Source organism: Haloimpatiens massiliensis (genome assembly GCF_900184255.1).
In the GTDB taxonomy this organism is placed as follows: Bacteria; Bacillota; Clostridia; order Clostridiales; family Clostridiaceae; genus Haloimpatiens; species Haloimpatiens massiliensis.
In genome coordinates this window covers 22,591-47,707 of sequence record NZ_LT854636.1, presented here as the reverse complement: position 1 = coordinate 47,707, position 25,117 = coordinate 22,591, and the positions used below count along the sequence as shown (strand labels likewise).

The 25,117-nt window shown below is 28.5% G+C and carries 26 protein-coding genes and 1 other annotated feature; of the genes, 16 read left to right on the top strand and 10 right to left on the bottom strand.

The features are described from left to right. Positions 1-19: 19 nt before the first annotated feature. A complete protein-coding gene (yjbM, locus tag C1715_RS01365; RefSeq protein ID WP_102398892.1) occupies positions 20-808 on the top strand; it encodes a GTP diphosphokinase in 789 nt (262 codons plus the stop codon). Positions 809-1,346: 538 nt separating this feature from the next. On the opposite strand, the gene leuS is transcribed toward yjbM, so the two are convergent. The 5 genes from leuS to C1715_RS01340 form a co-directional block, all read right to left on the bottom strand. Continuing rightward, a complete protein-coding gene (leuS, locus tag C1715_RS01360; RefSeq protein WP_102398891.1) occupies positions 1,347-3,785 on the bottom strand; it encodes a leucine--tRNA ligase in 2,439 nt (812 codons plus the stop codon). A gap of 113 nt (positions 3,786-3,898) precedes the next feature. Further along, positions 3,899-4,102, bottom strand: a binding site (T-box leader). 65 nt (positions 4,103-4,167) lie between these two features. Continuing rightward, entirely contained in the window at positions 4,168-4,680 is a 513-nt protein-coding gene (locus C1715_RS01355; protein ID WP_102398890.1) for a hypothetical protein, read from the bottom strand. A gap of 12 nt (positions 4,681-4,692) precedes the next feature. Further along, positions 4,693-5,310 (bottom strand): DnaJ domain-containing protein, encoded by a 618-nt coding sequence (locus tag C1715_RS01350; RefSeq protein WP_102398889.1) that lies wholly within the window; start codon positions 5,308-5,310, stop codon positions 4,693-4,695. Further along, positions 5,294-6,175 (bottom strand): DUF5685 family protein, encoded by an 882-nt coding sequence (locus C1715_RS01345; protein WP_102398888.1) that lies wholly within the window; start codon positions 6,173-6,175, stop codon positions 5,294-5,296. Before C1715_RS01345 ends, C1715_RS01350 begins: the two co-directional genes overlap by 17 nt. Continuing rightward, positions 6,175-6,723 (bottom strand): class IV adenylate cyclase, encoded by a 549-nt coding sequence (locus tag C1715_RS01340; protein ID WP_102398887.1) that lies wholly within the window; start codon positions 6,721-6,723, stop codon positions 6,175-6,177. Before C1715_RS01340 ends, C1715_RS01345 begins: the two co-directional genes overlap by 1 nt. 141 nt (positions 6,724-6,864) lie before the next feature. Between C1715_RS01340 and C1715_RS01335 the strand changes: the two genes are divergently transcribed. Then, complete coding sequence (locus C1715_RS01335; protein WP_102398886.1) at positions 6,865-7,080, top strand: hypothetical protein; 216 nt, start codon at positions 6,865-6,867, stop codon at positions 7,078-7,080. Positions 7,081-7,234: 154 nt separating this feature from the next. Then, positions 7,235-7,513 (top strand): spore coat protein, encoded by a 279-nt coding sequence (locus tag C1715_RS01330; protein WP_102398885.1) that lies wholly within the window; start codon positions 7,235-7,237, stop codon positions 7,511-7,513. A gap of 616 nt (positions 7,514-8,129) precedes the next feature. Here the strand turns inward: C1715_RS01330 and truA are convergent. Then, complete coding sequence (gene truA / locus C1715_RS01320; protein ID WP_102398883.1) at positions 8,130-8,867, bottom strand: tRNA pseudouridine(38-40) synthase TruA; 738 nt, start codon at positions 8,865-8,867, stop codon at positions 8,130-8,132. A gap of 338 nt (positions 8,868-9,205) precedes the next feature. Here truA and C1715_RS01315 point away from each other — a divergent pair, with 338 nt between their 5' ends. From C1715_RS01315 to C1715_RS01290, 6 genes are all read left to right on the top strand, one after another. Beyond that, a complete protein-coding gene (locus C1715_RS01315) occupies positions 9,206-10,240 on the top strand; it encodes a nucleoid-associated protein (RefSeq protein ID WP_102398882.1) in 1,035 nt (344 codons plus the stop codon). Positions 10,241-10,290: 50 nt separating this feature from the next. Next, the gene (locus C1715_RS01310; protein WP_423240817.1) at positions 10,291-10,569 is read left to right on the top strand and encodes an IS66 family transposase; all 279 of its coding nucleotides are present in this window, start codon (positions 10,291-10,293) and stop codon (positions 10,567-10,569) included. Between the two features lie 319 nt (positions 10,570-10,888). Continuing rightward, the gene (locus C1715_RS01305; protein ID WP_102398881.1) at positions 10,889-11,266 is read left to right on the top strand and encodes a hypothetical protein; all 378 of its coding nucleotides are present in this window, start codon (positions 10,889-10,891) and stop codon (positions 11,264-11,266) included. A 56-nt stretch (positions 11,267-11,322) separates the two neighbouring features. Beyond that, the gene (locus C1715_RS01300; RefSeq protein ID WP_207654956.1) at positions 11,323-12,387 is read left to right on the top strand and encodes an ABC transporter permease; all 1,065 of its coding nucleotides are present in this window, start codon (positions 11,323-11,325) and stop codon (positions 12,385-12,387) included. 11 nt (positions 12,388-12,398) lie between these two features. Further along, positions 12,399-13,625: an ABC transporter permease gene (locus C1715_RS01295; RefSeq protein ID WP_102398879.1), complete on the top strand. Its 1,227-nt coding sequence runs from the start codon at positions 12,399-12,401 to the stop codon at positions 13,623-13,625. Further along, positions 13,622-14,290: an ABC transporter ATP-binding protein gene (locus C1715_RS01290; RefSeq protein WP_102398878.1), complete on the top strand. Its 669-nt coding sequence runs from the start codon at positions 13,622-13,624 to the stop codon at positions 14,288-14,290. Before C1715_RS01295 ends, C1715_RS01290 begins: the two co-directional genes overlap by 4 nt. A 252-nt stretch (positions 14,291-14,542) precedes the next feature. Here C1715_RS01290 and fba read toward each other — a convergent pair whose 3' ends face one another. From fba to C1715_RS01275, 3 genes are all read right to left on the bottom strand, one after another. Continuing rightward, the gene (fba, locus tag C1715_RS01285; RefSeq protein ID WP_102398877.1) at positions 14,543-15,490 is read right to left on the bottom strand and encodes a class II fructose-1,6-bisphosphate aldolase; all 948 of its coding nucleotides are present in this window, start codon (positions 15,488-15,490) and stop codon (positions 14,543-14,545) included. Between the two features lie 411 nt (positions 15,491-15,901). Further along, entirely contained in the window at positions 15,902-16,282 is a 381-nt protein-coding gene (locus C1715_RS01280) for a DUF4363 family protein (RefSeq protein ID WP_102398876.1), read from the bottom strand. Then, on the bottom strand, positions 16,279-16,971 hold the full coding sequence (locus C1715_RS01275) for a YetF domain-containing protein (protein WP_102398875.1): 693 nt from the start codon (positions 16,969-16,971) through the stop codon (positions 16,279-16,281). The genes C1715_RS01280 and C1715_RS01275 overlap by 4 nt, the downstream gene beginning before the upstream one ends. Before the next feature lie 124 nt (positions 16,972-17,095). Here C1715_RS01275 and C1715_RS01270 point away from each other — a divergent pair, with 124 nt between their 5' ends. The 5 genes from C1715_RS01270 to C1715_RS01250 all read left to right on the top strand — a co-directional run bounded on the left by C1715_RS01270 (position 17,096) and on the right by C1715_RS01250 (position 22,845). Then, positions 17,096-18,754: a nucleoside kinase gene (locus C1715_RS01270; RefSeq protein WP_102398874.1), complete on the top strand. Its 1,659-nt coding sequence runs from the start codon at positions 17,096-17,098 to the stop codon at positions 18,752-18,754. Between the two features lie 156 nt (positions 18,755-18,910). Continuing rightward, the gene (sdaAB, locus tag C1715_RS01265; RefSeq protein ID WP_102398873.1) at positions 18,911-19,594 is read left to right on the top strand and encodes an L-serine ammonia-lyase, iron-sulfur-dependent subunit beta; all 684 of its coding nucleotides are present in this window, start codon (positions 18,911-18,913) and stop codon (positions 19,592-19,594) included. Between the two features lies 1 nt (position 19,595). Further along, positions 19,596-20,471: an L-serine ammonia-lyase, iron-sulfur-dependent, subunit alpha gene (sdaAA, locus tag C1715_RS01260; RefSeq protein WP_102398872.1), complete on the top strand. Its 876-nt coding sequence runs from the start codon at positions 19,596-19,598 to the stop codon at positions 20,469-20,471. 919 nt (positions 20,472-21,390) lie between these two features. Then, positions 21,391-22,455, top strand: a complete 1,065-nt coding sequence (gene cax / locus C1715_RS01255; RefSeq protein WP_242971863.1) for a calcium/proton exchanger — start codon at positions 21,391-21,393, stop codon at positions 22,453-22,455. 60 nt (positions 22,456-22,515) lie between these two features. Continuing rightward, on the top strand, positions 22,516-22,845 hold the full coding sequence (locus C1715_RS01250; protein WP_102398870.1) for a hypothetical protein: 330 nt from the start codon (positions 22,516-22,518) through the stop codon (positions 22,843-22,845). Positions 22,846-22,898: 53 nt separating this feature from the next. Here the strand turns inward: C1715_RS01250 and pssA are convergent, their stop codons facing one another. Beyond that, the gene (gene pssA / locus C1715_RS01245; RefSeq protein WP_102398869.1) at positions 22,899-23,411 is read right to left on the bottom strand and encodes a CDP-diacylglycerol--serine O-phosphatidyltransferase; all 513 of its coding nucleotides are present in this window, start codon (positions 23,409-23,411) and stop codon (positions 22,899-22,901) included. A 194-nt stretch (positions 23,412-23,605) separates the two neighbouring features. Here pssA and C1715_RS01240 point away from each other — a divergent pair, with 194 nt between their 5' ends. Both C1715_RS01240 and C1715_RS01235 read left to right on the top strand, forming a co-directional pair. Then, positions 23,606-24,034, top strand: a complete 429-nt coding sequence (locus tag C1715_RS01240) for a CBS domain-containing protein (protein ID WP_102398868.1) — start codon at positions 23,606-23,608, stop codon at positions 24,032-24,034. A 139-nt stretch (positions 24,035-24,173) separates the two neighbouring features. Beyond that, a complete protein-coding gene (locus C1715_RS01235) occupies positions 24,174-25,058 on the top strand; it encodes a YegS/Rv2252/BmrU family lipid kinase (protein ID WP_102398867.1) in 885 nt (294 codons plus the stop codon). Positions 25,059-25,117 lie beyond the last annotated feature (59 nt).

Below are 25,117 nucleotides of genomic sequence, written 5' to 3'. Positions count from 1 at the left end.
AGAAAAGGATGAAGAGCATATGGCGATAATACAATGGAGTGGATTCTTAATACCATATTTTCAAGCAGTTGAGGAACTGAAAGTTAAATTTAGGAGTGTAAGAAGAGAGTATAGAAAAAGGAACGAGTATTCTCCTATTGAATTTGTAACAGGGAGGGTAAAAGAAATATCCAGTATACTTGAGAAAGCTAATAAATTTAATATACCGCTAGAGAGAATAGAATATGAGATGGAAGATATAGCTGGCATAAGGATAATGTGTCAATTTGTAGACGATATAGAAAAGGTTGTGGAACTAGTAAGAAGTAGAAAAGATATGGAGATTGTTTATGAGAAGGACTATGTTACTAATGTAAAGCAAAGTGGATATAGAAGTCATCATGTGATAATTAAGTATCCTGTAAATATGGCCGAAGGTCAGAAAATTATATTAGCAGAGCTTCAAATAAGAACCTTAGCCATGAATTTTTGGGCTACTATAGAGCACTCATTGAATTACAAATATAAACATGATATACCAGATGATGTAAAAGTAAAATTAAAGAGTGCAGCAGATGCAGCTTTTAATTTAGATGAGGAAATGTCTAAAATAAAAGAAGAGATAAAGGATGCACAAAGACTTTTTGAAGTAAAATCTAGTATAGTATCAGATGTAATGAATAATATATTGGTTTTAACATCCATAGGTAAAGTAAGTGAGGCTAATTTATATAGAAAGCAATTGGATAGGCTTATAGAAAAAGGAGAAGTATACGAGTTAAATGAACTTTTAAATTTAACTCAGAAAATAGTTGATAGATATAAATAAAAAAATTATAATCCCTAATTTCCAGTCTCTAAATACTCAACAATATAAATGGGGAGCTGGGACTGGGGATTTATTTTATTATCGGTTATTTAATTCAACTTTTGTAGTTATAAAATAAAAATGTAAAATGAAGAATAAAGCTCTTTTAGAAATTAACTATAATTTGAAATTCGCAGATAGGTAATAGGTAATAGGTAAGAGCTAAGAAGTAAGAGCTAAGAGGTAAGAGCTAAGAAGTAAGAGTTAAGAAGTAAGAGCTAAGAAGTAAGAGTTAAGGATAAAACTCAAGGAGTTTTTTATAATTAATTTGTAAGTAATAGGTAATGAGTAATAGTTGTGGTGAAAATTCAGCTTTGCTGAATTTTTTAAAGAAACTCTTACCTATTACCTCTTACCTTTTCACTTTTACTTCTTACTTTTTACCTCTTAGCTACTCTACAAAGTTCAATTTTACATTTTAAATTAAAAACGCTTATAAATTTAATGTAAAGCCTTAAATTTATATGCAAAAGTTGAACTATCAACTATTACTTAATAACTACTTTGCAACTATATTTACAAGCCTTCCTTTTATTACAATAACTTTTTTAAGTTCTTTTCCTTCTAGGTTTTCTTTTATTTTTTCATCGCTTAAAGCAGCTTCTTTTATGCTTTCTTCATCTAAGTTAGAAGAGATATTTATTTTAGATTTTATTTTGCCATTTATTTGAATAGCTATTTCTATTTCATCCTTAATTAGAGCTTTTGAGTTAAATATTGGCCATGAATGGTTAAATACGGAGAAATCCATTCCTATTAGTGACCATTGTTCTTCTGCAAAGTGTGGTGCGAAAGGAGCAAGTAATTTTATAAAATCTATTACTGTTTCTTTTAAGAAATCAGGGTTTATAACTTCTTCATTGCAGTACTTTGATAGAGAAGTATTGAATTCCATAAGTCTTGCTATAGATGTGTTAAATTGAAGCTTTTCAGCATCCTCAGACACATTTTTTATAGCATAATGTCTTGCATAGTTAAGTTCCTTTTCTCCTTTATCTATAGAGTTTTTAATTTTTTTCTTTGAATTCATTCTATCTATAGAGCTTTCAAGAGTTCTTTCTATTCTATCTATAAATTTAGATACAGCCTTTATACCTTCATCGCTCCATGCTCCGCCTTCTTCATAAGCAAATCCAAACATCAAGTACATTCTAAATACATCTGAACCAAACTCTTTTATATATTCATCAGGAGATATGGTATTTCCTTTAGATTTACTCATTTTTTGTCCATCAGGTCCAAGAATAAGTCCTTGATGTCTTAAAGCCTTGAAAGGTTCATCAAAATTGATATATCCCATGTCTCTAAGAGCTTTGGTTACAAATCTAGCATATAGAAGGTGCATACAAGCATGTTCAGGACCTCCTACATACATGTCAACTGGTAGCATTTTATTAACTTTTTCGCTATCAAAAGCCTTTGATGAGTTGTTGTTGTCCACGTATCTTAGGAAGTACCATGAGGAGCAAACAAAAGTATCTAAAGTATCTGCTTCACGTTTTGCAGGGCCTCCACATACAGGACAAGTTGTGTTGATAAATTCATCGCATTTAGTTAATGGTGATTTCCCATCAGGAGCAAATTCCACATTGTATGGAAGCTCTACAGGAAGTTTATCTTCTGGTATTGCTACAGTTCCACATTTATCACAATATACTATAGGAATAGGAGCACCCCAATATCTTTGTCTTGATACAAGCCAATCTCTAAGTCTATAATTAGTTTTTCCACATCCACAGTTTATGGATTCAAGTTTTTTAACTATAGCTTCTTTTGCTTCTTGTGATTTAAGACCGTTAAATTCCTCGCTGTTTACGAGAGTCCCATATTGGGTGAAAGGAAGTTCTTTTCCGCCCTCTATAACCTTAACTATTGGAAGATTATATTTTGTAGCAAAGGCGAAGTCTCTATCATCATGAGCGGGCACTGCCATAACTGCTCCAGTACCATAAGTTGCAAGTACATAATCTCCAACCCAAACAGGTACTTCCTTGCCGTTAACAGGGTTTATAGCATAAGAACCAGTAAATACACCAGTTTTTTCTCTTGTTATAGATTGTCTTTCTATTTCAGATTGTTTTTTAGCTGCAATTTTATAGTCTTCTACGGATTCTTTATATTCATCTTTAGTTAATTCATCTACTAAAGGACTTTCAGGCGCTAAAACTACATAAGAAACTCCAAATAAGGTGTCAGCTCTAGTAGTAAATACATCGAAAGATATGGAGCTGTCTTTTACTTTAAAGGTAACTTCTGCACCAGTGGATTTTCCAATCCAATGTTTTTGCATAGCCTTAGTCTTTTCAGGCCAATCTAGTTCATCTAGTTTTTCTAAAAGTTCTTCTGCATAGTCAGTTATTTTAAGGAACCATTGAGTTAAATCCTTTTTAGTAACCTCTGTATCGCATCTTTCACAGCAACCATCTACTACTTGCTCATTAGCTAAAACTGTGTTACAACTAGGACACCAGTTTACAGGCGCCTTTTTCCTATAGGCTAATCCTTTTTCGTAAAGTTTTAAGAAAACCCATTGAGTCCATTTGTAGTAATCAGGTTTACAAGTTACCACTTCATGATCCCAGTTAAACATAGCACCCATAGCTCTTAATTGTGTTTCCATAGTTTCTATATTTTTATCTGTAGAGTCTTTTGGATGAATTCCAGTTTTTATAGCGTAGTTTTCAGCAGGAAGTCCAAAAGCGTCAAATCCCATAGGTTGAAATACGTTATATCCCTGCATTCTTTTCATTCTAGCCCAAGAATCTACGGGACCATAGTTGAACCAGTGACCAGCATGAAGTTTACTTCCAGAAGGATAGGAAAACATTTCTAATGTATATAATTTAGGCTTATCACTATTATCATGAAAATTATAGAGGCCGGATTCCTCCCATTTCTTTTGCCATTTTTGGTCTATATTTGTTCCATAGTCGCTCATATATATACTAGATTAAGAAAACTCGGAGAAACTTAACCCTCTCCCTTCCTCTTTATTTTTTATTTATTGTCCAAGTTTTTGTATTTTTACAAATAAAAAAATCCTTCATCTCTATAAGAGACGAAAGATTTATCCGCGGTACCACTCTTTTTAGGCTTTAATAATAAAACCTCTCTTTAAAATATAACGGTTTAACCGTATCTGTTTTTCACAGATATGCTCTAAGGCAAGTTCATATTATATCATCACTGTTTTGCACCATCCAACAGCTCTCTTTAAATGCATCTAATATTACTATTCCATATCATTGCTTTAAAATATTAAGTTTAAAAACTATATTACTAATTTATTATATACAAAAAACTAATATTGTCAATAGAAATTATTTAAATTTTCTTATAAAACGGTTATTTGAATAGCTTATAAATATTGTAAGAATATAATCATAAAATAAAAATACAAATTGGGAAACAAAAAATATTATATATTTATATTTTAGATAGTTTGAAGCTATACTTTCCATAAAAATAAATTTAAAAAGAGTATATACAGCAATTAAAAAAATATTAAATGTTAAAAGCTTCAAGACAATTTCCAAAGGCATATTTCTAAGTTTTTCAATATAAAATTTTATTATTCCATATATGCCAAAAAATAGTGTGTATGCCACTACAGTACCTCGAGGACCCAAAAGCCATAAACTAACTATTGAAGAAACTAGGTATACAAGCAGTGCATATTTAATATCTAGCATCAATATGCATAAAGGAATAATTAATGAAGCGGCTCCAAGAAAAAATAACCTATTTGTGTAAATAATAGTACTTAAATAAATAAGTAAAATACTTAAAGCTGCAAATAAGCCTCCCTTGGCGGCGTAAGAGGCTTTACTCATAGTAACCATCTCCTAACAACAAGAAATTAAATCTCCTCCACAGCACTCACAACATGAGTCAGCACACCAAAGTCCAAAACATAATCTGCACATGTCATTATCAGAATTATTTCTAGTTCTATAATTTTGCCTATAAGAATTATTCATCCTTTGTATTTGATTGTAAGCATCTCTGTATTCGGCGTTATTAGGTTCTAAATTATAAGCATTAGTTAAATGTGTTAAGCCTTGGTCATACCATCCTTTTTTCATATAAAGCACACCCATTAAGTAATTCCATTCTGCATTTCTATTCATAACTCTGTTTAGTTTAGCTTCTGCTTCTCTTAAGTTATTATTTTGAATATCCATTCTTATGTACTGATATGCCATATTGTCGGAATAATCACTATTACTACTATAGCTATTGTTACTACTATAATTATTATTGTTACGTCCATTGTTATGATTTTTTATTAAATAATCATAGGCTTCATTAATTTCTCTCATTTTAGTTTCTGCTAATTCTCTTAAAGGATTATTTTCATATTGATCTGGATGATATTTTTTAGCTAACTCTCTATAGGATCTTTTAATATCATCTAAAGAAGAATTTTCACTTATTCCTAAAACTTCATAGGGATTGCTCATAGTTAACGTCACTCCTTTTAAAAACTTTATCCATTTTTTCCATTAAGCCAAACATAAGTATATTTTCTAGTAAGGTTTTATTTTTATTTATAGGTAATTTTCCCATGTGCATGAGGCAATTATTGGCGCAAGAAACTAATGTAAAATCTATCCTTCCTTCAATTTCTTGGGAAAAATCTATAAAAGATTTTTGTTCTGTATTTAAATAGTTATTTATAGGATTAAATTTATGTTTTTTCATATCATCTTCTAAATCATCAAAAGCATCGATTATATATATCCATTTTCCTAAATTATATCCCAACCAATATAAATTATCCTGAAAGTTTTCTCCAGAAAAATAATTACTTAAAAGGAATCCTGTAAGGTCAGCAAAATTATGAGAGTACTCATCTAAATTATATTTATTTATGGAATTTTCCATAACATAAAGATTTTTTAATTTAATTTCAATAGCAGCTTGTACATTTTGAAGCTCTCTGGGCAGGTTCTTTAAATAAGGAGTTAAAAAACCACTGAGTATTTTACTTTTTATACTTTTATCATCATTAAAATCGTCTAAAAGCTTATAATAGAACAAAATCACATTGCAAAAAGAAGCATAATCTAATTCGGGGTTATTTTCCATTATTAAGTTTTTCTTTAAAGGATGTACAGGACAAAAGCATTTCTTAAAAGAACCATCATTATTACTTAAAGAATGAATAAGTATAGCTAAAAATGTCATATCATAATTTAAAGAAAATCTAGGTAAATTTCCATAGTTAGTTTTAATACTTTTACACAATCCACAGTAGTAAGATTTGAATTTATAATATTCTTTAACCTTTAACTCTGGAATGCAGGGAGTAACATATCCAAACATTATAATCCTTTTGTAACTCCTTTATCTTTTAATATTTCATATATGGTTTTTGAAGTAGTATCTTCCATGGTATAACCTAAAAGTGACACTACTTCCTTTAGCTGATTTTCATAGCAGCTTTCAATTTCAATATATGGAAAGGGACAAAAATCCTTTTGATTGATATCTATTTCAATAAGGGTATCTTTAAATTTATAGCTTTCTCTATATTTTTTAATTCCTTGTATTAAGCATAAGCCAAGGGATTCTAAAATATTTTTGCCATCCTCACTACTTAAAATTTCTGTTTCATGCTCTTCCATTATTTTGTATTTTTCGCAACTTAATAACTTTTTTACTGTCATATAATTTGTAGTTTTATTTTTTATTAAATCCTCTACAATTCTTATTCTAGCATAACCTTTATTATTTAAAAGTTTTTTATCTGGGAAATCATAGATTAAATTTGTTTGATTTTCTTCTTTTACTTTAGCGCAACCTAAAGAGAGTAATTTATTTCGCATAGTATCTACATCTATATTTATAATTCTAATTTCCATTTCTTTCAAAAACATCACTCCTTGCTACTAAAATATTATATCATAGTGAAAAATTAACCACAATTGAATTAAGTTTCTCAAATATTTATGTTCATATAAGGAAACAATAATAAATGTAGTTACAAATAAATTTATAGGAGGGTGAATTTTATGAATACTATGAACACAGGAAATAAACAAATAGATGCTAGAAATTTAAAGACATTAGAAGATCAACTAGCTTATGAAGCTTTAATGAACAAAAAATGCAGTCAATACGCTGAATACTGTACAGATGCAAATTTAAAGCAAGTTTGCCAGCAAGGTGCAGGAGTACACAAAAATAACTTTACAGCACTAAAGAATTATTTAGATTCTCATAATTAAATTTTAGGATAAGTTTATATATTTTATAATTTATTCTCGGAGAAAAATAGAGCGTATCTATTAAAGATATTTTGTGAGTTTTTTCAAATAGTAATTTGTTTGAATTAGAGGTATTTAAAAAGTAAAAATATAAATTAAGAAAGGATGATATTAAATGACAAATCAACCATCATTTACAGAGCAAGAATTAATGCAAGATATACTTGCTACAGAAAAGCAAGTTATATCAGCTTATAGTACTGGAATAACTGAATCCTCATGCCCAAATTTAAGAAATGTATTAGTAGACAATTTTAGTCGTACACAAGATATTCAATATAAAGTTTACGATGCTATGAGACAAAAAGGCTGGTATCCAACTAAAGATGCTCAAGATAATGAAGTTCAACAAGCTAAAAGTAAATCTACTACAATGATGAATTCCTTAAAATAGAATGGAATGATAAAGAGTAGAACAATTGCCACAGTTTATATAGAGGCCTAATGTGCTAGAGGTGTAAAATTTAGTGGGCTAGTGGGCTAGTGGGCTAGTTGGCTAGCGTGCCAGGGATAATTGAGAATTAAGGTTAATTTTTTTCATTATATTATGAAAAAATTTAATGAAAAAGCAAAGACTCTAATTTTATATGTTGTAAAATTAGAGTCTTTATTTTAGTCCTTATTAAATCTTAAATATTTTTTTAGAAGAGTCATTTTATAATTTCTAATTTTAGAGATGTCATGATTATAAGCATATATACCTATTAATGTAAGTACAATACCAATACCTAAGCAAAAACCGTTTAAGATATCAGGTAAGATAGAATTATGATTTGTAAATAAGTAAATTGCAATAAAAATCAAACCAAATGAGTGATAATTATTTAGTTTTTTCATAAAATCACCTCAACATTAATTTATAACTTATTTTATACTAATTATATCATGAATGTAATATAATATACATATTTATACAAATATTAGCTCTTTGTTATTGAAATTAAAAACTTAATATTTATTATAAAATTAAAAGTAGAATTTTCTTATGGCATTTATGTTGCAATTCTTATTTAATAAATTACCCTAGTTAAAAAAAGTCCATGAGCTGGGGCTGTAGGGCCAGACTCGCTGCGGTCTTTTAGGGATAATAAATCAGGTATGGAATTAGGGGATATGTTTCCAAGACCTATTTCTATAAGTGTGCCAGATAGTATCCTAACCATTTTGTATAGAAAGCCATTTCCATGAAAAATCATATCTATATTTCCATCTACCTCCATTATGTCAATGGAATAAATCTTTCTAACAGTAGATTTCTTTTTAGATTTTAGTGCTGTAAAAGATTTAAAATCATGCTCACCTATTAAAAAAGAAGCTCCTTCTCTCATTTTATTAATGTTTAATTTAGTAGGAATATGATAAGAATACTTTCTTGTAAATACATCATGAAATACATTATTGCATATTTTATATGTATATATTTTTGCCTTTGCATTATACCTAGAATGAAAGTTTTCATCTACTTCTTCCACTTTTTTTACTACTATGTCCTTTGGCATATATGTATTGCAATAGTGAAAAATATCTTCTGTGGAGGCGGTGCAATTTGTTTTAAAGTTTGCTATGGCATTTTCTGCATGCACTCCTGCATCGGTTCTCCCTGAGCATATAAGTTCTACTTTTTCTTTAGTAAATAAATTTAGAATGCTTTCCATCTTTTCTTGTATGGTATTGCAGGTACTTCCAAGTCTCTGCCAACCTTGATATTTAGTTCCATCATATTGAATGGTTAATTTTATGTTTTTCATAATATTGCTCCTTTTTATTTTTACATGTTAAATATATAAATTAATTATCATGCGTTTATATGTATACTGAATATAAATAGTGTAATTTACATTATTTCATATTTTTTTAGATTAAACAACTCAATTTGTAAACATACTAATGTTATGATATTATTTTTTTAGAGCAAGTGTACTTATGTATAAGTTTTTACATAAAGTATACTTTTTATTATTATAGCCATAAATGAGAAAAAATACGGTATAAATCATAACTACTAAAATTGTAAATAAAAATTAGAAGTTATGCTACAGTTTTTTATTTGTATTAATGTGAAGTTTAGTGAAAAAGGGTGGTAAATATGGAATACGTAAATGATATAGCTATAAATGAAGGCATAATACATGTATTGGATAACAATGGAGATGAGCCATTATTAAATGAACGTGTGTTAACTATAAATGATGAAATATATGAATTTCTATTAAAGCATGTTCAAAAGGTATTTAAGGATGAAGAGTTAAAATATGCTTCTTTTAAACAAAATAGAAATGTTATAAAAGATTTGTCCCAGGAATATTTAAAAGGGGAGAATAGTCTTTTAGAGGTTTCAAAGGAATTAGCTAATCAAATGTTTTCTCTTATGAAATCTAATGGAAATATACCTTCTTGTGATCTTATTGTAGTGAGTATATCCACAGAATATGGACCTATGCTAGGTATTCTTAAAATGGACTATATAAAAAATTATTCCCATAAGGTAGAGTTTAAGGATGGAAAATTTGATATAGATATAGTAGCTCAGCTTACAGGACTTCCAACCAGTGGTCAAAAAATTCAAAAGGCTGCTTTTATAAAATTATTGAATGAGGATAATGAAGTAGATTTAATGGTTTTGGATAAACAGAAAAAGACCAAGGATAAAGAAGAGTATGGCTCTAATTACTTTATAAATAATTATTTAGGCTGCTTTATAATAAATAATGAAAGGGATATGACAAAAAATTTTTTGAATGCTGCGGAAAAATGGACTAGAAATAATTTAAGTGAAAATGCAGATGTAGCTGAAAAAGTGAGAACTACCATAAAAAAAAGGGTAAAAAACGGAGATGTGGTAGATGTAAATGCCATAAGTGATGAATTATTTCTAGAACCAGAAGTTAGAGAAAACTTCAAGGGATTTGTAAAAGAATTAGGTGTAGAAGATGAAATAAAAGTTGATAAACAGTGGGTAGAAAAAAAATTAAAAAGGGTTAGACTTAAAATAGATAAGGATATAGATTTATATATTAATGAAGAAACATATGGAGATGATAGCAGGTTTGAAATCCAAAGAAATGGAGATGGAACTATAAATATGGTAATAAAATTTGTTAAAAACTATATTGAAAAATAAACTTAGTATTAATCCCCAGTCTTTAGTCCCTGATCCACAAATAATGTGGGATAGAGACCAGCGGCGGGGGATTAAGTAGCTATAAAGAACAAATACTTGCTTTCATGTATGACTTTGATATACCTTTTGGTAATAACTTAGCCCAACGTGATTTGCATATGGCTAAAGTAAAACAAAAGATTTCAGGAACATTCAGAAGTTCTACGGGAGCCAATGCTTTTACTAGGATTCGCGGATATGTATCTACTCTAAGGAAACAAGGCAAAAATGCTTTAAGTTGTATAGAATCAGTATTTACAGTAAATGCAATTAATCCAACTTTAGCCTGAAAAGCTTCGCTAAAAGAGGTGTATCACCTCTTTTTAGTGTGCATAAATTTAATATTAGCACCTTACTGACTATAGAAATTTGAAAGTAAGGTGTTTTTTTATTTTGTAAAATATAGTAATATTTAACGATTTAAATACATTAAAGTAATATCTTGTAATATAATTATATTAACAAACTTGTTAAAAATAGTAATTATTTAAAATGATTGAATAGTTACAGTGGTTGTTAGCCTTTATAATATTGACATTAATGTAATTTAATTGTACAATTGTAATTGATTATTAATAATTAGTTTATTTTAGAAGGGGGTGAATAGAATTGAAAAGAAAACTATCCATTCTTTTAGCTACTGCAATGTTATTATTACCTGCTACTGTGGTTAAAGCTGAACTTAAGAATTGGTATTACCCAGGTACTAATACAGAAATTAAAGGGCAATTGTATAGTTCTGGAACTAGAAATACCGCAAATGCAAGTACAATTAATAACTCACGAAATAATAAAAAAGTAGTTGTAAAAATTTACGCATCTGCTGACGGCGTAACATTATCAGAAAGTTGGAACAATAATACTGGTTATCCTAAGGCATGGTGTGCAGGTACTGCTAGAAGACCAGATTGGTGGGGAAGCATGCACAGTACAACACCTACTAAAGACCCATGGAGATATCTAAATTTGTATGTAGGCGACATGTAAATTAGTATAGGTAGTAAAAGTTTTTTACTTTTGCTACCTAAATAATGGAGAATGCGATGAGAAAATTTTTAAGAATTAGTAATATTGAATTTTTTTTAATTTTAGGTTTTTTTATATCTGCCTTTTCTTTTAGCATAATAATTAGTTCAAGTTATAGAAGTTATAGAGTAGTTGTAGAAAAAAATAATTTTAATAAGGACTATAATATGTTATCGCTAAAAACCAAAGGCAAAGAAATTACTGGAGCTAATGTTGTTGACCTTCTAGAAAGTAAAGGTGTAGACAATATAACAACTGCTCAACTAATCACAAACTTTCAAGTAGGTGATGATTTTATAGTAAACCGTATTATAGGTGTTACTAAAGGATTTAATATTGAAAAGTATGATATTATAGAGGGCAGAAATTTTACGCAGGAAGAAAAATGTAGCAATAAAAAAATAGCTATAATAGGTAATAACCTTAAAAAATATGTGGTTAAAGTAGATGATAAATCATATATTAAAGTCTTCGATGAAAACTATGAGGTTGTTGGAATTATGAGGGATTCTGAATTCCTTAAAGAAGTAAGCATAGTTCCAATAAAATCACTCTATTTTATTGATAATAAATATAAACAATTTAATCTATTAGTGGGCGTCAATCAATTAGATAAATTAAATATTTCAAATTTTAGTGAACTTAAATTTTTAATGAAAGATATACCACATGTATCTGTTATAAAGTATTTATTTAGAAATGTATCAATTTTAAAAGATAATGTTTATGGGGTTTTATTAGGGATTATCAATTTAATTTTATTTTCATATTTCTTTGCTCAAAATATAAAACCCAAAATTGCTATAATGAAAGTATTAGGTGCTAAAAATATAGATGTGTACAAAGAGGTGTTTGGGAAAATAACAAAAATATCTGTACTCGGAATTATTTTGGGATTGATAGTTTCAAAACTAACCATAACATTAATAAATACTACATTTGCTCATAATTACGGATATCAATCGTTGAATATCTATAATATATTAATAACAAGTTCATTAATATTTTTAATATCTAATATAGTATCTTTAATTATTTTGTTTAACGTTATTAAATTTAAATTATTAAAAGAAATAAGGTAAGGTAATGTAATATGAGAAATAAATTTCTATTTTTTAGCTATAGAAAAAGTGCAGTATTAAACCTATTAATCATATTTCAAATAGCCTTATGGCTATTTTATGTGTCATCTTTAGTTTCATTGCTTAATTTTGATAACTCTTATAAAAATAGATATAATAGATCCTTTCCAACGAAAAATTCAAAAATTATGGTATTTTATAAGATGATTGCAAAAATGGAAACCGTGGAGGATGAAGAAAAGGATAGGAAAATCCTCAAAAATATTTTGAATTATTTAGAAACAAATAAGTATAAGTTTGGAATGCTGCAAAGAAAAGACGCTGCTATTCCTATGGAAGTTTTGGGTATAAATAGTAAAACTATAAAATCTAATTTTACTGAAAGTGAAATTTACTATAATAAACTATATCCCATTAAAATGAATTATGAAATGGTTAAAAGCTATAAAGAAAACATAAGTGGAAAAATTAATTTTGATCAATGGAAAGAAAAAAACAATAGTATTCCTGTGATTCTAGGGCAGAATTTTTCAAAAAAATTTAAAATTGGGGACACTTTTACGTATAAGTCAAAGAAATATACAGTGATGTGTTTTTTTAAAAAAGATACACTGGCATTTGATCATACAGGTCCTGTAGATAGTTCATTTTTATTAAATGGTTCTATGATTATTCCTTTAGATTTAAATAACTATATTGAAAATTTCAACTATACTCCTATAGTTTTATATTTTAATAATAGCAATGAGAAAAATATTAAAAAACTGGAAGAAGATTTGTCTAATATTACACCTGATGCTGATATTGAAAACTTTAATGAAAATTTAGAAGAATTTTTAAAGGAAATTGAAATAGAAAAGAAGATTGAAATATTTAGAGTATTTATAATAAGTTTAATTGCTACTGCCTCAATAGCTACAACTATATACTATAAAATTAGTAGCAACAAGGATAAAATTGGTGTACTTTTTTCAGTTGGAATAAGCAAAAGTAAGATATTTGAAATGTTTGCTTTTGAATTTAGCATTAATGTCATTATTGGGATTTTGTGCGGAAGTTATTTTTATCTGAAAAATTGTAAAAACGTTTATGCATTTTTTATTAATGAGAACTTGATTTTCAATTTGTATAGTTCAATGTTCATATTATTAATAATAGTTATTTGCGTTTTAATAACTGGATTTAATAAAATCAATAAGTTAAGTCCAAAAGAAATGGTAGGTGGCTTCATAGAATGAGCATTTTGAAATTGAATAATATTCACAAAAATTATGGTAAAGGCAATAGCGAGGTTAAAGCTCTTAGAGGTATAGATTTAGATATTAAGCAAGGGGATTTAATTGCAATAATGGGACCGTCAGGTTGTGGAAAGAGTACACTATTAAATATTTTGGGTTGTATAGATTACCCTGATAAGGGAGAGTATCATATAGAAAATAATTTAATAGATTTTAAGAAAATGAATTCTCTAGCTGATATTAGAAATCATAAAATATCATTTATCTTTCAAAATTTTGCACTTATTAAAGATTTAACTGTTCTTGAAAATGTTATGCTGCCGCTAAAATTTAGGCATATAAAATACCATGAAAAAGTTAATCAAGCTGTAAAATATTTAGATGAACTTGATATAAAAAATCTGAAAAGTAAATATATCACTGAACTATCTGGAGGGCAACAGCAACGAGTTGCTATAGCAAGAGCATTAACACAAGAGACAGATATAATTCTTGCTGATGAACCAACAGGATCACTTGATGAAGAAAATACTATTAAAATAATGGAAATTTTATCATCTTTATCGCAAAAGTATAATAAGACTATTATTGTAGTAACACATGAAAATCTTGTTGCAAAATATTGCAACAAAATACTGTATATGAAGGATGGAAAGTGGATATAAAATACAATCATAACTACTAGATACAAAGTAAGTGGGGCTGTTGCATTAAAAAATTTACATACAATATATTGTACTGAAAATTTAAATCTAGTACAATATATCGTAGTATTTATTCTTAGTGCGGCAGCCTCATTTTTTATAAAGAAGATTTTCACCGTACCTATAAATCAAAGGATATTTATGACAATTTAATAAGGAACATCCGTAGATTTGTTTACACAAATCTATGGATGTTCCTTGGATTAGTTTAAATTAGTTATTTGAGTTTTCAGAACCTAATATATTGTCTATTTTATCTTCAACTAATTTTTGTATTGCATCTCTAGCAGGTCCTAAGTATTTTCTAGGATCAAATTGTTTTGGATCTTCACCAAATACTTTTCTTATAGAACCAGTCATAGCTAACCTTAAATCTGTATCCATGTTTATCTTGCATACTGCCATGGAAGAAGCTTTTCTTAGCATTTCAGCAGGAACACCTTTAGCACCAGCTATATTTCCACCATAATTATTACACATTTCAACATACATAGGATCTACAGCAGAAGCTCCATGAAGAACTATTGGATAGTTTTTAAATCCATCAGCTTCTAACTTATCAGTGATTTGTTGAAGAATGTCAAATCTTAGTTTAGCCTCTCCTTTAAATTTATAAGCACCGTGGCTTGTTCCTATAGCTATAGCTAAAGAATCAACACCAGTTCTTTTAACAAATTCTAAAGCTTCATCTGGATCAGTGTATATAGCTTCATGTTCAGCAACTTTAACGTCATCTTCTACTCCAGCAAGTCTTCCAAGCTCAGCTTCAACTACAACTCCTTTTTCGTGAGCATAGTCTACTATTTCTTTTGTTCTTTTTATGTTTTCTTCAAAATCATAGTGAGAACCATCAAACATAACAGAAGTGAATCCAGCATCTATAACTTCTTTTACTGTTTCAAAATCTGGACCATGATCTAAGTGAAGAGCTACATCTATACCAGTTTCTTCTATAGCAGCTTCAACCATTTTTTTCAAATAGCTAGCTCCAGCATATTTTAGAGCACCTTTTGATACTTGAAGTATAACTGCAGAGTTTTTCGCTTTACAACCTCTTACTACGCCTTGAATTATTTCTAAGTTGTTAATGTTGAAAGCTCCTATTGCGTATTTGCCTTCAAAAGCTTTTTGGAACATTTTTTTAGTAGTTACTAATGCCATTTATATACCACCTTTCAAATATGTTTAGGACATATTGCGTCCCGCTGGGACGTTTGAATACATTATTATTATAAAGCATTAAAAAAATATTTTCTATACTTATTATAATTTATTTTGCAAACTTAATAAAGTAATGCACTTAAGTCAATACAATTCTTAAATTGTACATTAAAGTAGTAATACAAATTGCCAATTGTAGTGTAATATTATTATGAATTATCGTTTATATGAATAATGAAAGTTTTATTTGTGTGTTCTTATAAAAATTAAGCATAGTATTGTATATTAAACTTATCTAAAATATAAATAATATACCTTAAATACAATAATATTATACACTAATTTTCTATAAAAACCAAATATAGTGTATGCTAATTATAAATATATGTTAAAATATATTATGTATTCATTCTAAAATATATTCTGTATATTAATTTTTTCAGAGTCTACTATATTTTTTAAATAGGTTTTTACTATATGTATTTTTGCTAAGGATTCAGATTTATCTTGACATTGAACATATTGAGTTAATTGGAGCAATTCATTGTTTATAGCATCTATTTTTTCATGATGCACAAATACTGTTAATTTATCATATTCCTTTTCCCAAGCATTTAACAGTTTTACTGAAGCGTTATATCCATTATCCCAAGATTCATCCTCTATAATTTGTTCTAGTTTGGCATTTTTTTCAAGAAGGTTATTGCATACAGATGTCATGTATCGGGTGGAAAATGCAATGCCAAATAGCATTAATATAAAGATTATGAAGGAGATTACTATATTTTTCATGATTTATCACTCCTTTGATTATCTCTAAGTTGGTAATAAAAATTACTATTAGAATCTAATATACCCACAAATACTTCACTTGCAGAATTTATATTATTTTTATGTAATTGATTATTTAACCAATTTATATTTTTATTTGCTTTGCTTAAATTTTCTTCATTAATTTTTCCATCCAATATTAATGTAATTGGAAGTTTTTCTTGAGGAACATTTATACCTAAATCTTGCCTTTTAACTGGAGTCAATTGAGAGTTAGGTATTATTGATAGTTGACCACTGGTTTCTAAAATGGCATATTCGATGTCTTGAATATTGAAATATCCGTTTAATCTAAGTTCTTCCATTAAATCATTAACATTAATTCTTTGATGCCTAAGTTCTTGTATATTTATTATTCCATTTTCTATAAGTATGCTTGGTTTTCCACAAATTAGTTTTTGAACTTTTTCACTTTTTAATTGAACTACAGAAATAATTATTTGAATTATTAGTAAAGTTAAAACAGGTATTATTCCGTTAATTAATGGCATCCTGCTATCCTGCATTGGCATAGATGCAAGTTCAGATATCATTATAGCTATAACTAGTTCAAAGGGTTGAAGTTCACCTATTTGTCTTTTACCCATTAATCTTAGGGCCAAAATAGATATAAAGTATAGAATAATAGTTCTAAAAATTAAAACAAACATAAATATTACCTCCCATGTAGTTATAGTTTTTATCTAAAGTAACAAAAATATAACATATAAAAAGCTACTTTTAATAAACTTTAAAGTATAATATTATTAACACTAAATTTTAGGAGATGATTTTTTGAATAAATTAGAATTGAGTTTGAAAAGCGGTGAAAGTTTAAAAGTAAATATAGGAACTAATTTTTATGAATTTATAAAAGAGAATAATATACCTATGGAATTTCCGTTTATTTTAGCTAAAATAAATGAAGAAATATTTGAATTGAATTCTCCTATTGAAAAAGAAGGTAAATTTGAACTAATAGACATATCTACAGATATAGGCATGTCAGTATATATAAGAAGTCTTCAATTTGTTTTAATAAAAGCTGTATACGATATTTTCCCAGAAGCTTTTGTAACCATAGAACATTCTTTAGGAAGAGGGATATTTGGAGAAATTCATAAGGAAGAAAAAGTAAGAGAAGAAGATATTTTAAGAATTAAAAACAGAATGCAACAAATAATAAATGCAGACATTCACATAGAAAAAATAAGTGTAAAGAGGAAAAAAGCTATAGAAATATTTGCAAATTATTCTATGTACGATAAGGTTAGGTTATTAAATCATTTAAATAAAGATACTGTAAGTCTTTACAAGATGGATGATAGATATGATTATTTTTATGGACCTATGGCATACTCCACAGGAATACTTAAGTTATTTGATTTAATTTACTATAATACAGGTTTTATTTTAAGATTTCCAACTCAAGAAGCCATAAATGTTATACCACCTTATGAAGGATATAGTAAACTGGCAAAAATATTTTATGAAACAGAACAATGGGGGAAAATACTTCATGTAGGTGATGTAGGAGCTTTAAATGATAAGGTGGAAAATGGAGATATTATAAATATGGTTAGGGTAGCTGAAGCACTTCATGAAAAAAAGATAGCTAATATTGCTGATAAAATTCATGAGAGAGAAAAAGTTAAAATTGTATTAATTGCAGGACCATCTTCTTCTGGAAAAACTACCTTTTCAAGAAGACTGGGAATTCAACTTAGAGTTAATGGATTAATGCCTATACCTATATCGTTAGATGATTACTTTGTAGATAGAGATAAAACACCAAGAGATGAGAATGGAGAATATGATTTTGAATCTATAGAAGCATTAGATTTAAAGTTATTTAATGAACATTTAAATAGACTTTTAAAAGGCGAAGAGGTGGAAATACCTACTTTTAACTTTAAAGTAGGAAAAAGAGAATGGCTAGGTAACACATTAAAAGTACCCAACAATGGCATACTAGTGGTAGAAGGAATCCATGGTTTAAATGAAAAACTTACATCAACTATACCAAAGGAAAATAAATTCAAAATATATATAAGCGCTCTTACACAGTTAAATATAGATAATCATAATAGAATAGCTACTACTGATGTTAGAAAAATAAGAAGAATAGTTAGAGACTATTTATCAAGAGGATATGCAGCAGAAGAAACTTTAGCCATGTGGCCATCTATAAAACGTGGAGAAGAAAAAAATATATTTGTTTTTCAAGAGGAAGCAGATATCATGTTTAATTCCACATTGGTCTATGAATTGTGCATATTAAAAAAATATGCACTAGAGCAGCTAAGTTCTGTGAAATCAAGTAGTTCAGTTTATTATGAGGCACTAAGATTAAGAAGTTTCTTAAAGTTTTTCAAGGATTTAGATGGTAAATATGTTCCGGACAATTCCATACTAAGGGAATTTATTGGTGGAAGTTGTTTTTATAAATATTAAAATATTATTAAAAAATAGTGACAAATTCTAAATTTAATTTATAATTAAATTGGCATATATTAAAGGAATTTTGAAATAAATACTGCATAATAAAAAACAACATGACTAAAAAATACCATGATTTTAAAATATTTATCACTAAAAAGGAGAATACAAATGAAAAACTTTAGTGTATTTGATATTGTGGGGCCAATAATGATAGGACCAAGTAGTTCTCATACTGCAGGAGCTGCTAGGTTAGCAAAAATTGCAGGAGTAATAGCGGGGCAAAAAATAGTAAAAGTCAAATTTTTGTTGCATGGTTCATTTGCAAAAACGTATAGAGGCCATGGAACAGATAGAGCATTGGTTGCAGGCATACTAGGAATGGAACCTTGGGATGAAAGACTTAGAAATTCATTTGAAATAGCTAAAGATAAAGGTTTAGACATAGAATTTGAAGAAGCAGATTTAGGAGATGTACATCCAAATACAGTTAAATTTGTCATAACTAAAGAAGATGGTGAAGTTATAGAAGTTACAGGTTCTTCTGTAGGAGGAGGAAACATATTAGTTTCTAATATTCAGGGAAGAGAAGTTCAATTTAGAGGAGATTATCCTACAGTAATAATTGAACAAGAAGATTCTCCAGGAATAATTTCAAAGATAACTAGCTTAACTTATGAGGAAAATATAAATATTGCATTTATGAGAGTATATAGGGAAAGTAAGGGAGCTAAAGCTACCATGACTTTTGAAACAGACAGTCTTGTTCCTGAAAGTGTAGTACGCAAAATAGAATCAGTTCCAGGAGTAGTAAGCGTAAAAGTTATAAATCCTGTAATGGAAGGAGAAGAATAAGATGTTTGTAGATACAGGGAGAGAACTTGCAAATATATGCAATAAAGAAAATATTACTATATGGGAATATACATTAAGAGAAGAGAGTAGAGAAACTGGAGTAAGTAAAGAAAAAATATTTAATAGAATGCTTAAAAATCTTCATGTAATGCAGGAAGCTTCAAAAGAAGCCTTAGAGAGAGAAGTAATATCTATAAGTGGTCTTATAGGAGGAGATGCTAAAAAGCTAAAAGAGTACTCTGAAAGTGGAAAGACTTTAACAGGAGAATTTATGGTTAAAGCTATGGCGAGAGCTGTATCTTGTTCAGAGGTAAATGCAGCTATGGGTAAAATAGTAGCATCACCTACTGCAGGATCCTGTGGTATACTTCCATCAGTTATAATATCTGCTGGGGAAAAACTAAATAAATCAGATGAAGATTTAGTAAAAGCCTTATTAACTGCATCTGGTGTAGGGATAATAATAGCTAAGAATGCTACATTATCTGGAGCAGAAGGTGGTTGCCAAGCAGAATGCGGATCAGCGGCTGCTATGGCATCTGCAGCTGTAGTGGAAATGATGGGTGGAACTCCAGACATGGCACTAGATGCTGGCTCTATAGTTATTAAAAATATATTAGGATTAGTATGTGATCCTATAGCAGGTCTTGTGGAAGTACCTTGTGCTAAGAGAAATGCATCAGGAGCAGTAAGTGCTCTTACTACTGCAGATTTAGTAATGGCAGGGGTGAAGAGTAAAATACCTTTTGATGATTCAGTTTTAGCTATGTATAGAGTAGGTAAGCAACTTCCATGTGAATTAAGAGAAACAGCTCTTGGAGGTCTTGCAATTACTCCAACAGGCTTAAAACTTAAAGAACAAGTCTTAGGAAAATAGCAAGAATATATTGTGACATAATATATTGAAGAAAAATCTGATTTTAATTCCGTAATAAATGTGTAATTTGGGACTGTTCACAATACGCCAAGAACTTCTAAATGTCTCACAGTTAAAGCCCCTAAAGCTTTCAAACTCACTCGTTCCTCGTTCAAACATGAAAGCTTCTTAACGGTTCTTTAACTGTGAGACATAATAAGTTCTAAGGCTAGTTCAATAGTCCCTAATTCCACATTTATTACTACATTAAAATCAGATTTTTAGTTTAATATGTTTATGGTTGGAGAGGAGAAGCCTACTAAAGGATGATTTTCTTCCACTACGTTACGGAAAATCTTTAATTTATAAAGTAAATAAAAGTGCTCCCATAATCTTTTTTAGGCGTAGCCTTTCGTTTAATCTACGATATTAGTTACTAATATTATTTTGATTAATTGTGAGATAGAATTATTAACTTTGATTATATACTAATGAATACCTAATTATTAAAATATTAGATAAAATTTAATATATTTTGCCGTAAGGCATTGGCTTGTATAAATCTTAAATTTGTAGGGTAGACCAGGTAAGAGCTCTTACTTTTTACCTATTACTTATCTACAAGTTCTTATTTATCTAACAATTAAATTTATATATTCTTATATATAAATTCTAATGATGCCTATGTATTTAGGCTGGCTATCGCCAATAAAAGATTTAAGTTAAGCCCAAAAGATAGCTATCACAATTTCACAACGTGAAATTATGTTAGCTATCTTTTTTACATTCTAAAATTTTTCGTAATGCAATGAAGAAAAATTATCCTTTACTAGCCCTCTAGCCCTCTAGCCCATTGGCCCACTGAAAATTATGACAAAGTCACAATTTTCTTATGTTCTGAATAGATTAGTAGGGAGAAATTTAGTGAGGATTGATGAGTATGGGCAAAAATACTAAGATAATTATGGGAATATTTTCAGTGGTGCTTTTAATATTATTGAATACTCAATATTATATTATAAATATAATCAGTAGCTGTATACTGGTTATTATTTTAGCTGTATTATTAGGAGATGTAACTTCTAATATGTCTGTGTATTTGGGAGAAAAAAAAGGAGGAATGTTAGCCGCTACCATAGGCAATATACCAGAATTAATGATGGGAATTTGGTCTATTAAATATGGCATGATTCCCATGGCTAAAGCAGCTTTATTGGGATCTATAATAAGTAATATGCTTTTAGGATTAGGAATAGGTGTTATATTTGGAGGATTGAAGTATAAGGAGCAAAAATTCAACAAAATAATAGCTAGAACAAATTTTAATATGCTGATCCTGGCTATGTCAGCTATTATAGTTATAAGTTCTTTAAATAGATACACTCTATATCCCTTAGGAAAAGACATTTTAAAATCCATAAGTGTAAAGGTGTCTTTAGTTTTAATATTTGTATATTTATTGGGATTAATATTTTCTTTTTATACACATAAAAATTTATTTTTAGTAAGTGGAAGAGAATTAGACGAAGAGAAGGTAAATGATAAATTAAAGGTAGTTTTAACTTCTATAAAATTAATTGCAATAGCTGTAATACTTTATTTTATAAGTGAAAAATTAATATTTAATGTAAGAACTTTAGTTAATACTAAAAGGGTTTCACAAGAATTTTTGGGTATAATACTTATACCTTTGCTTGGTAATATAGGAGAAAATGTCACAACTGTTATGTGCGCTTTAGATAATAAAATAAATATGAGTATAGAAACAGCTATAGGTTCTAGTATACAAATATCTTTATTTGTAACGCCTTTATTGACTATTTTATCTTGTTTTTTATTGGAGCCTATGACTCTAGTATTTTCCTCCTTTGAGATAATAATTAGTGTTCTTGCCATAGGTATGTCATTTTTAGTATTCCAAGATGGAAAAAGCTATTGGTTTGAAGGCGCTATTTTAGTGTCTATATATATAATCATTACGTTAGCATATTATTATATAAGATAGTAATAATATATAACATTACTATATATAATTTTATATAACAAGAGTTATAAAGGTGATTAGGTGAGTAATAGAAGAGTTATAAATAATTATTTTATAGATGTGAATAACCTAGCAGATTTATTAGCTAAATTAGTGAATTCTTATAGGCTATTAGTAGGTGGAGCAGATGAGTTGAATAAGATAGCATTAGCTAGTAAAAGTGATGTGAGAAGAGCTATAAAAAGAGCAGATAAATTAGGTGATATAATAGATGAGATAGTAAAAACTTTAGAGGAGACTGAAGAAAATTATTCCGAATATTGTAGGCTAAAGTCAGATATTATAAAGGATAAATTACAATATGACTATATACTTACGGAAATTGATGAGGAACTTAAACTTAGCGAATAAAAAAGTATGAGAAAAACTCATACTTTTTTATTTTTACTATTATACTTTTGTTATTATACTTTTTTGAACTTTAAACGACTTATCATCAAATAAGATAAAGATATTAATAATATAATCGAAATCATTGCATTGGAATTACGGTTTATTGTTGCTAAAGAATATAAAGCTACAAACATACCAGCTATGGTTATAGGTATTCCTAAAAATACATTGTCAAAAGTAGTAGAATTATATCTAGCTAGTCTATAAGCACCTGCTACAGGAAACATTAAAGCTAATACATAACCAATAACTCCGAAGTTTACAAAGTTATTCATTTTAAACATAAGCAATGATGGAGCTACACCAAAAGAAACTAGGTCTGCTAAAGAATCTAATTCTTTCCCCAAATCACTAGACACTTGCAAAAATCTTGCTATCCTTCCATCGTATCTATCCATAAGTCCAGCTAATAAAATAAATATACATGCTAATTGAAGATTTCCTTCAAAAGTCATGATTATTGAAAGTATTCCACAAACTAAATTGCCAAAAGTAAATAAGTTTGGTATAGCATTTTTAGCCATTATAGCAATCACTCCTAAAATTTCACACATGGTAAAAACTATTTAGATTAATTCTACCTTATTTTGCTGAAAAGTTTAAGCTTTTTTAATAAAATTAACATAAAATTTATAATTACTTTTTTTGTAAGTATAAAAAATAATTAATAACACAAAATAATATTCGAACTATATTTTAATTTAGGAGGTGCTTTAAGATGAAAATACGAGATATAATGACTAGAGAAGTGGCTACTGTTAATTATGAAGACACTGTAGAAAGAGCAGCTCAATTAATGCAAAAGTATAATGTAGGTTCAATTCCTGTATGTCAAGGAGAAAAAGTTATAGGAATAGTAACGGATAGAGATATAGCATTAAGATCTGTAGCAAAGGGGCAAAATGTTATGAGACAATATGTTAGGGAGATAATGTCATCTAATCCTGTAACTGTATCATCAAATAATGACGTACATGAAGCTTCTAGAATAATGAGTGAAAGGCAAATAAGAAGATTGCCTGTGGTGGAAAATGATAATCTAGTTGGTATGGTTTCTATAGGTGATTTAGCAGTAGAACCTAAACTTTCAGATAATGCGGGAGTTGCTTTAAGTAACATTTCTGAACCAGCTACTCCACAGATTTAATAAATAAAATTTATATAAGTATGAATAAAATCCATAAGATTATTTACTCTTATGGATTTTTTTTGATAAATGATATATTATTAAGAGGTAAATATTCTATAATTATAAAAAGAAAATAGATTTGCTAGGAGAGAAGATAATGGGAAAGGTAAGATTTATTTATAATCCATATTCAGGGGAAAATTCTATAATATCAGATATAGATAATGTTATAAAGGTACATCAGAAGTATGGTTATGATGTTGTGCCTTATAGAATAAGTTTTGAACATAGTGTAGAGGAGGCTTTTAAAGATTTAGATAATGATTATGACTATATATTAGTGGCTGGAGGAGATGGAACAGTTGATAATGCTGTAAATACTATGAAAGAAAAAGGAATAGATTTACCTATTGCAATACTTCCAGTAGGAACAGCTAATGATTTTGCAAAATTAATAGGAATGCCTCAAAACATAGAAGAAGCTTGTGAACAAATATTAAACAGTAAAGTTAAAACCGTTGATTTAGGAAAAATAAATAATAAATATTTTATTAATGTAGCTAGTACAGGACTTTTTACAGATATTTCTCAAAAAACAGATACAAACTTAAAAAACGCCATAGGAAAGTTAGCTTATTATGTTAAAGGAATAGAACAACTTCCAAAATTCAGAAGGTTAAGTATAAAAGTAAAATCAGAAGAAGTTAATTATGATGGAGATATGTTCCTTATGTTGGTGTTTAATGGAAGAACTGCTGGTAATTTAAATTTAGCTTATAAAGCGGAGATAGATGATGGTCTTTTAGATGTAATAATTATAAAAGCATGTGCTATAAGAGATATGTTGCCTTTGTTTATAAAAATAGTAAAAGGGGAACATTTAGAAAATATTAACGGACTAATTTATTTTAAAACAGATAATCTATATATAGAATGTCATGAAGACATTGTTACAGATATAGACGGAGAGAAAGGACCTGATTTCCCACTTACCGTAAGATGCATAAAAGGAGGACTTAAAATATTAGGTATACAGCAGTAAATATAAGTTATTTGAATGTGCCTTAGAAGAAGGTAAATTTATAAAAGCCATAGCATATA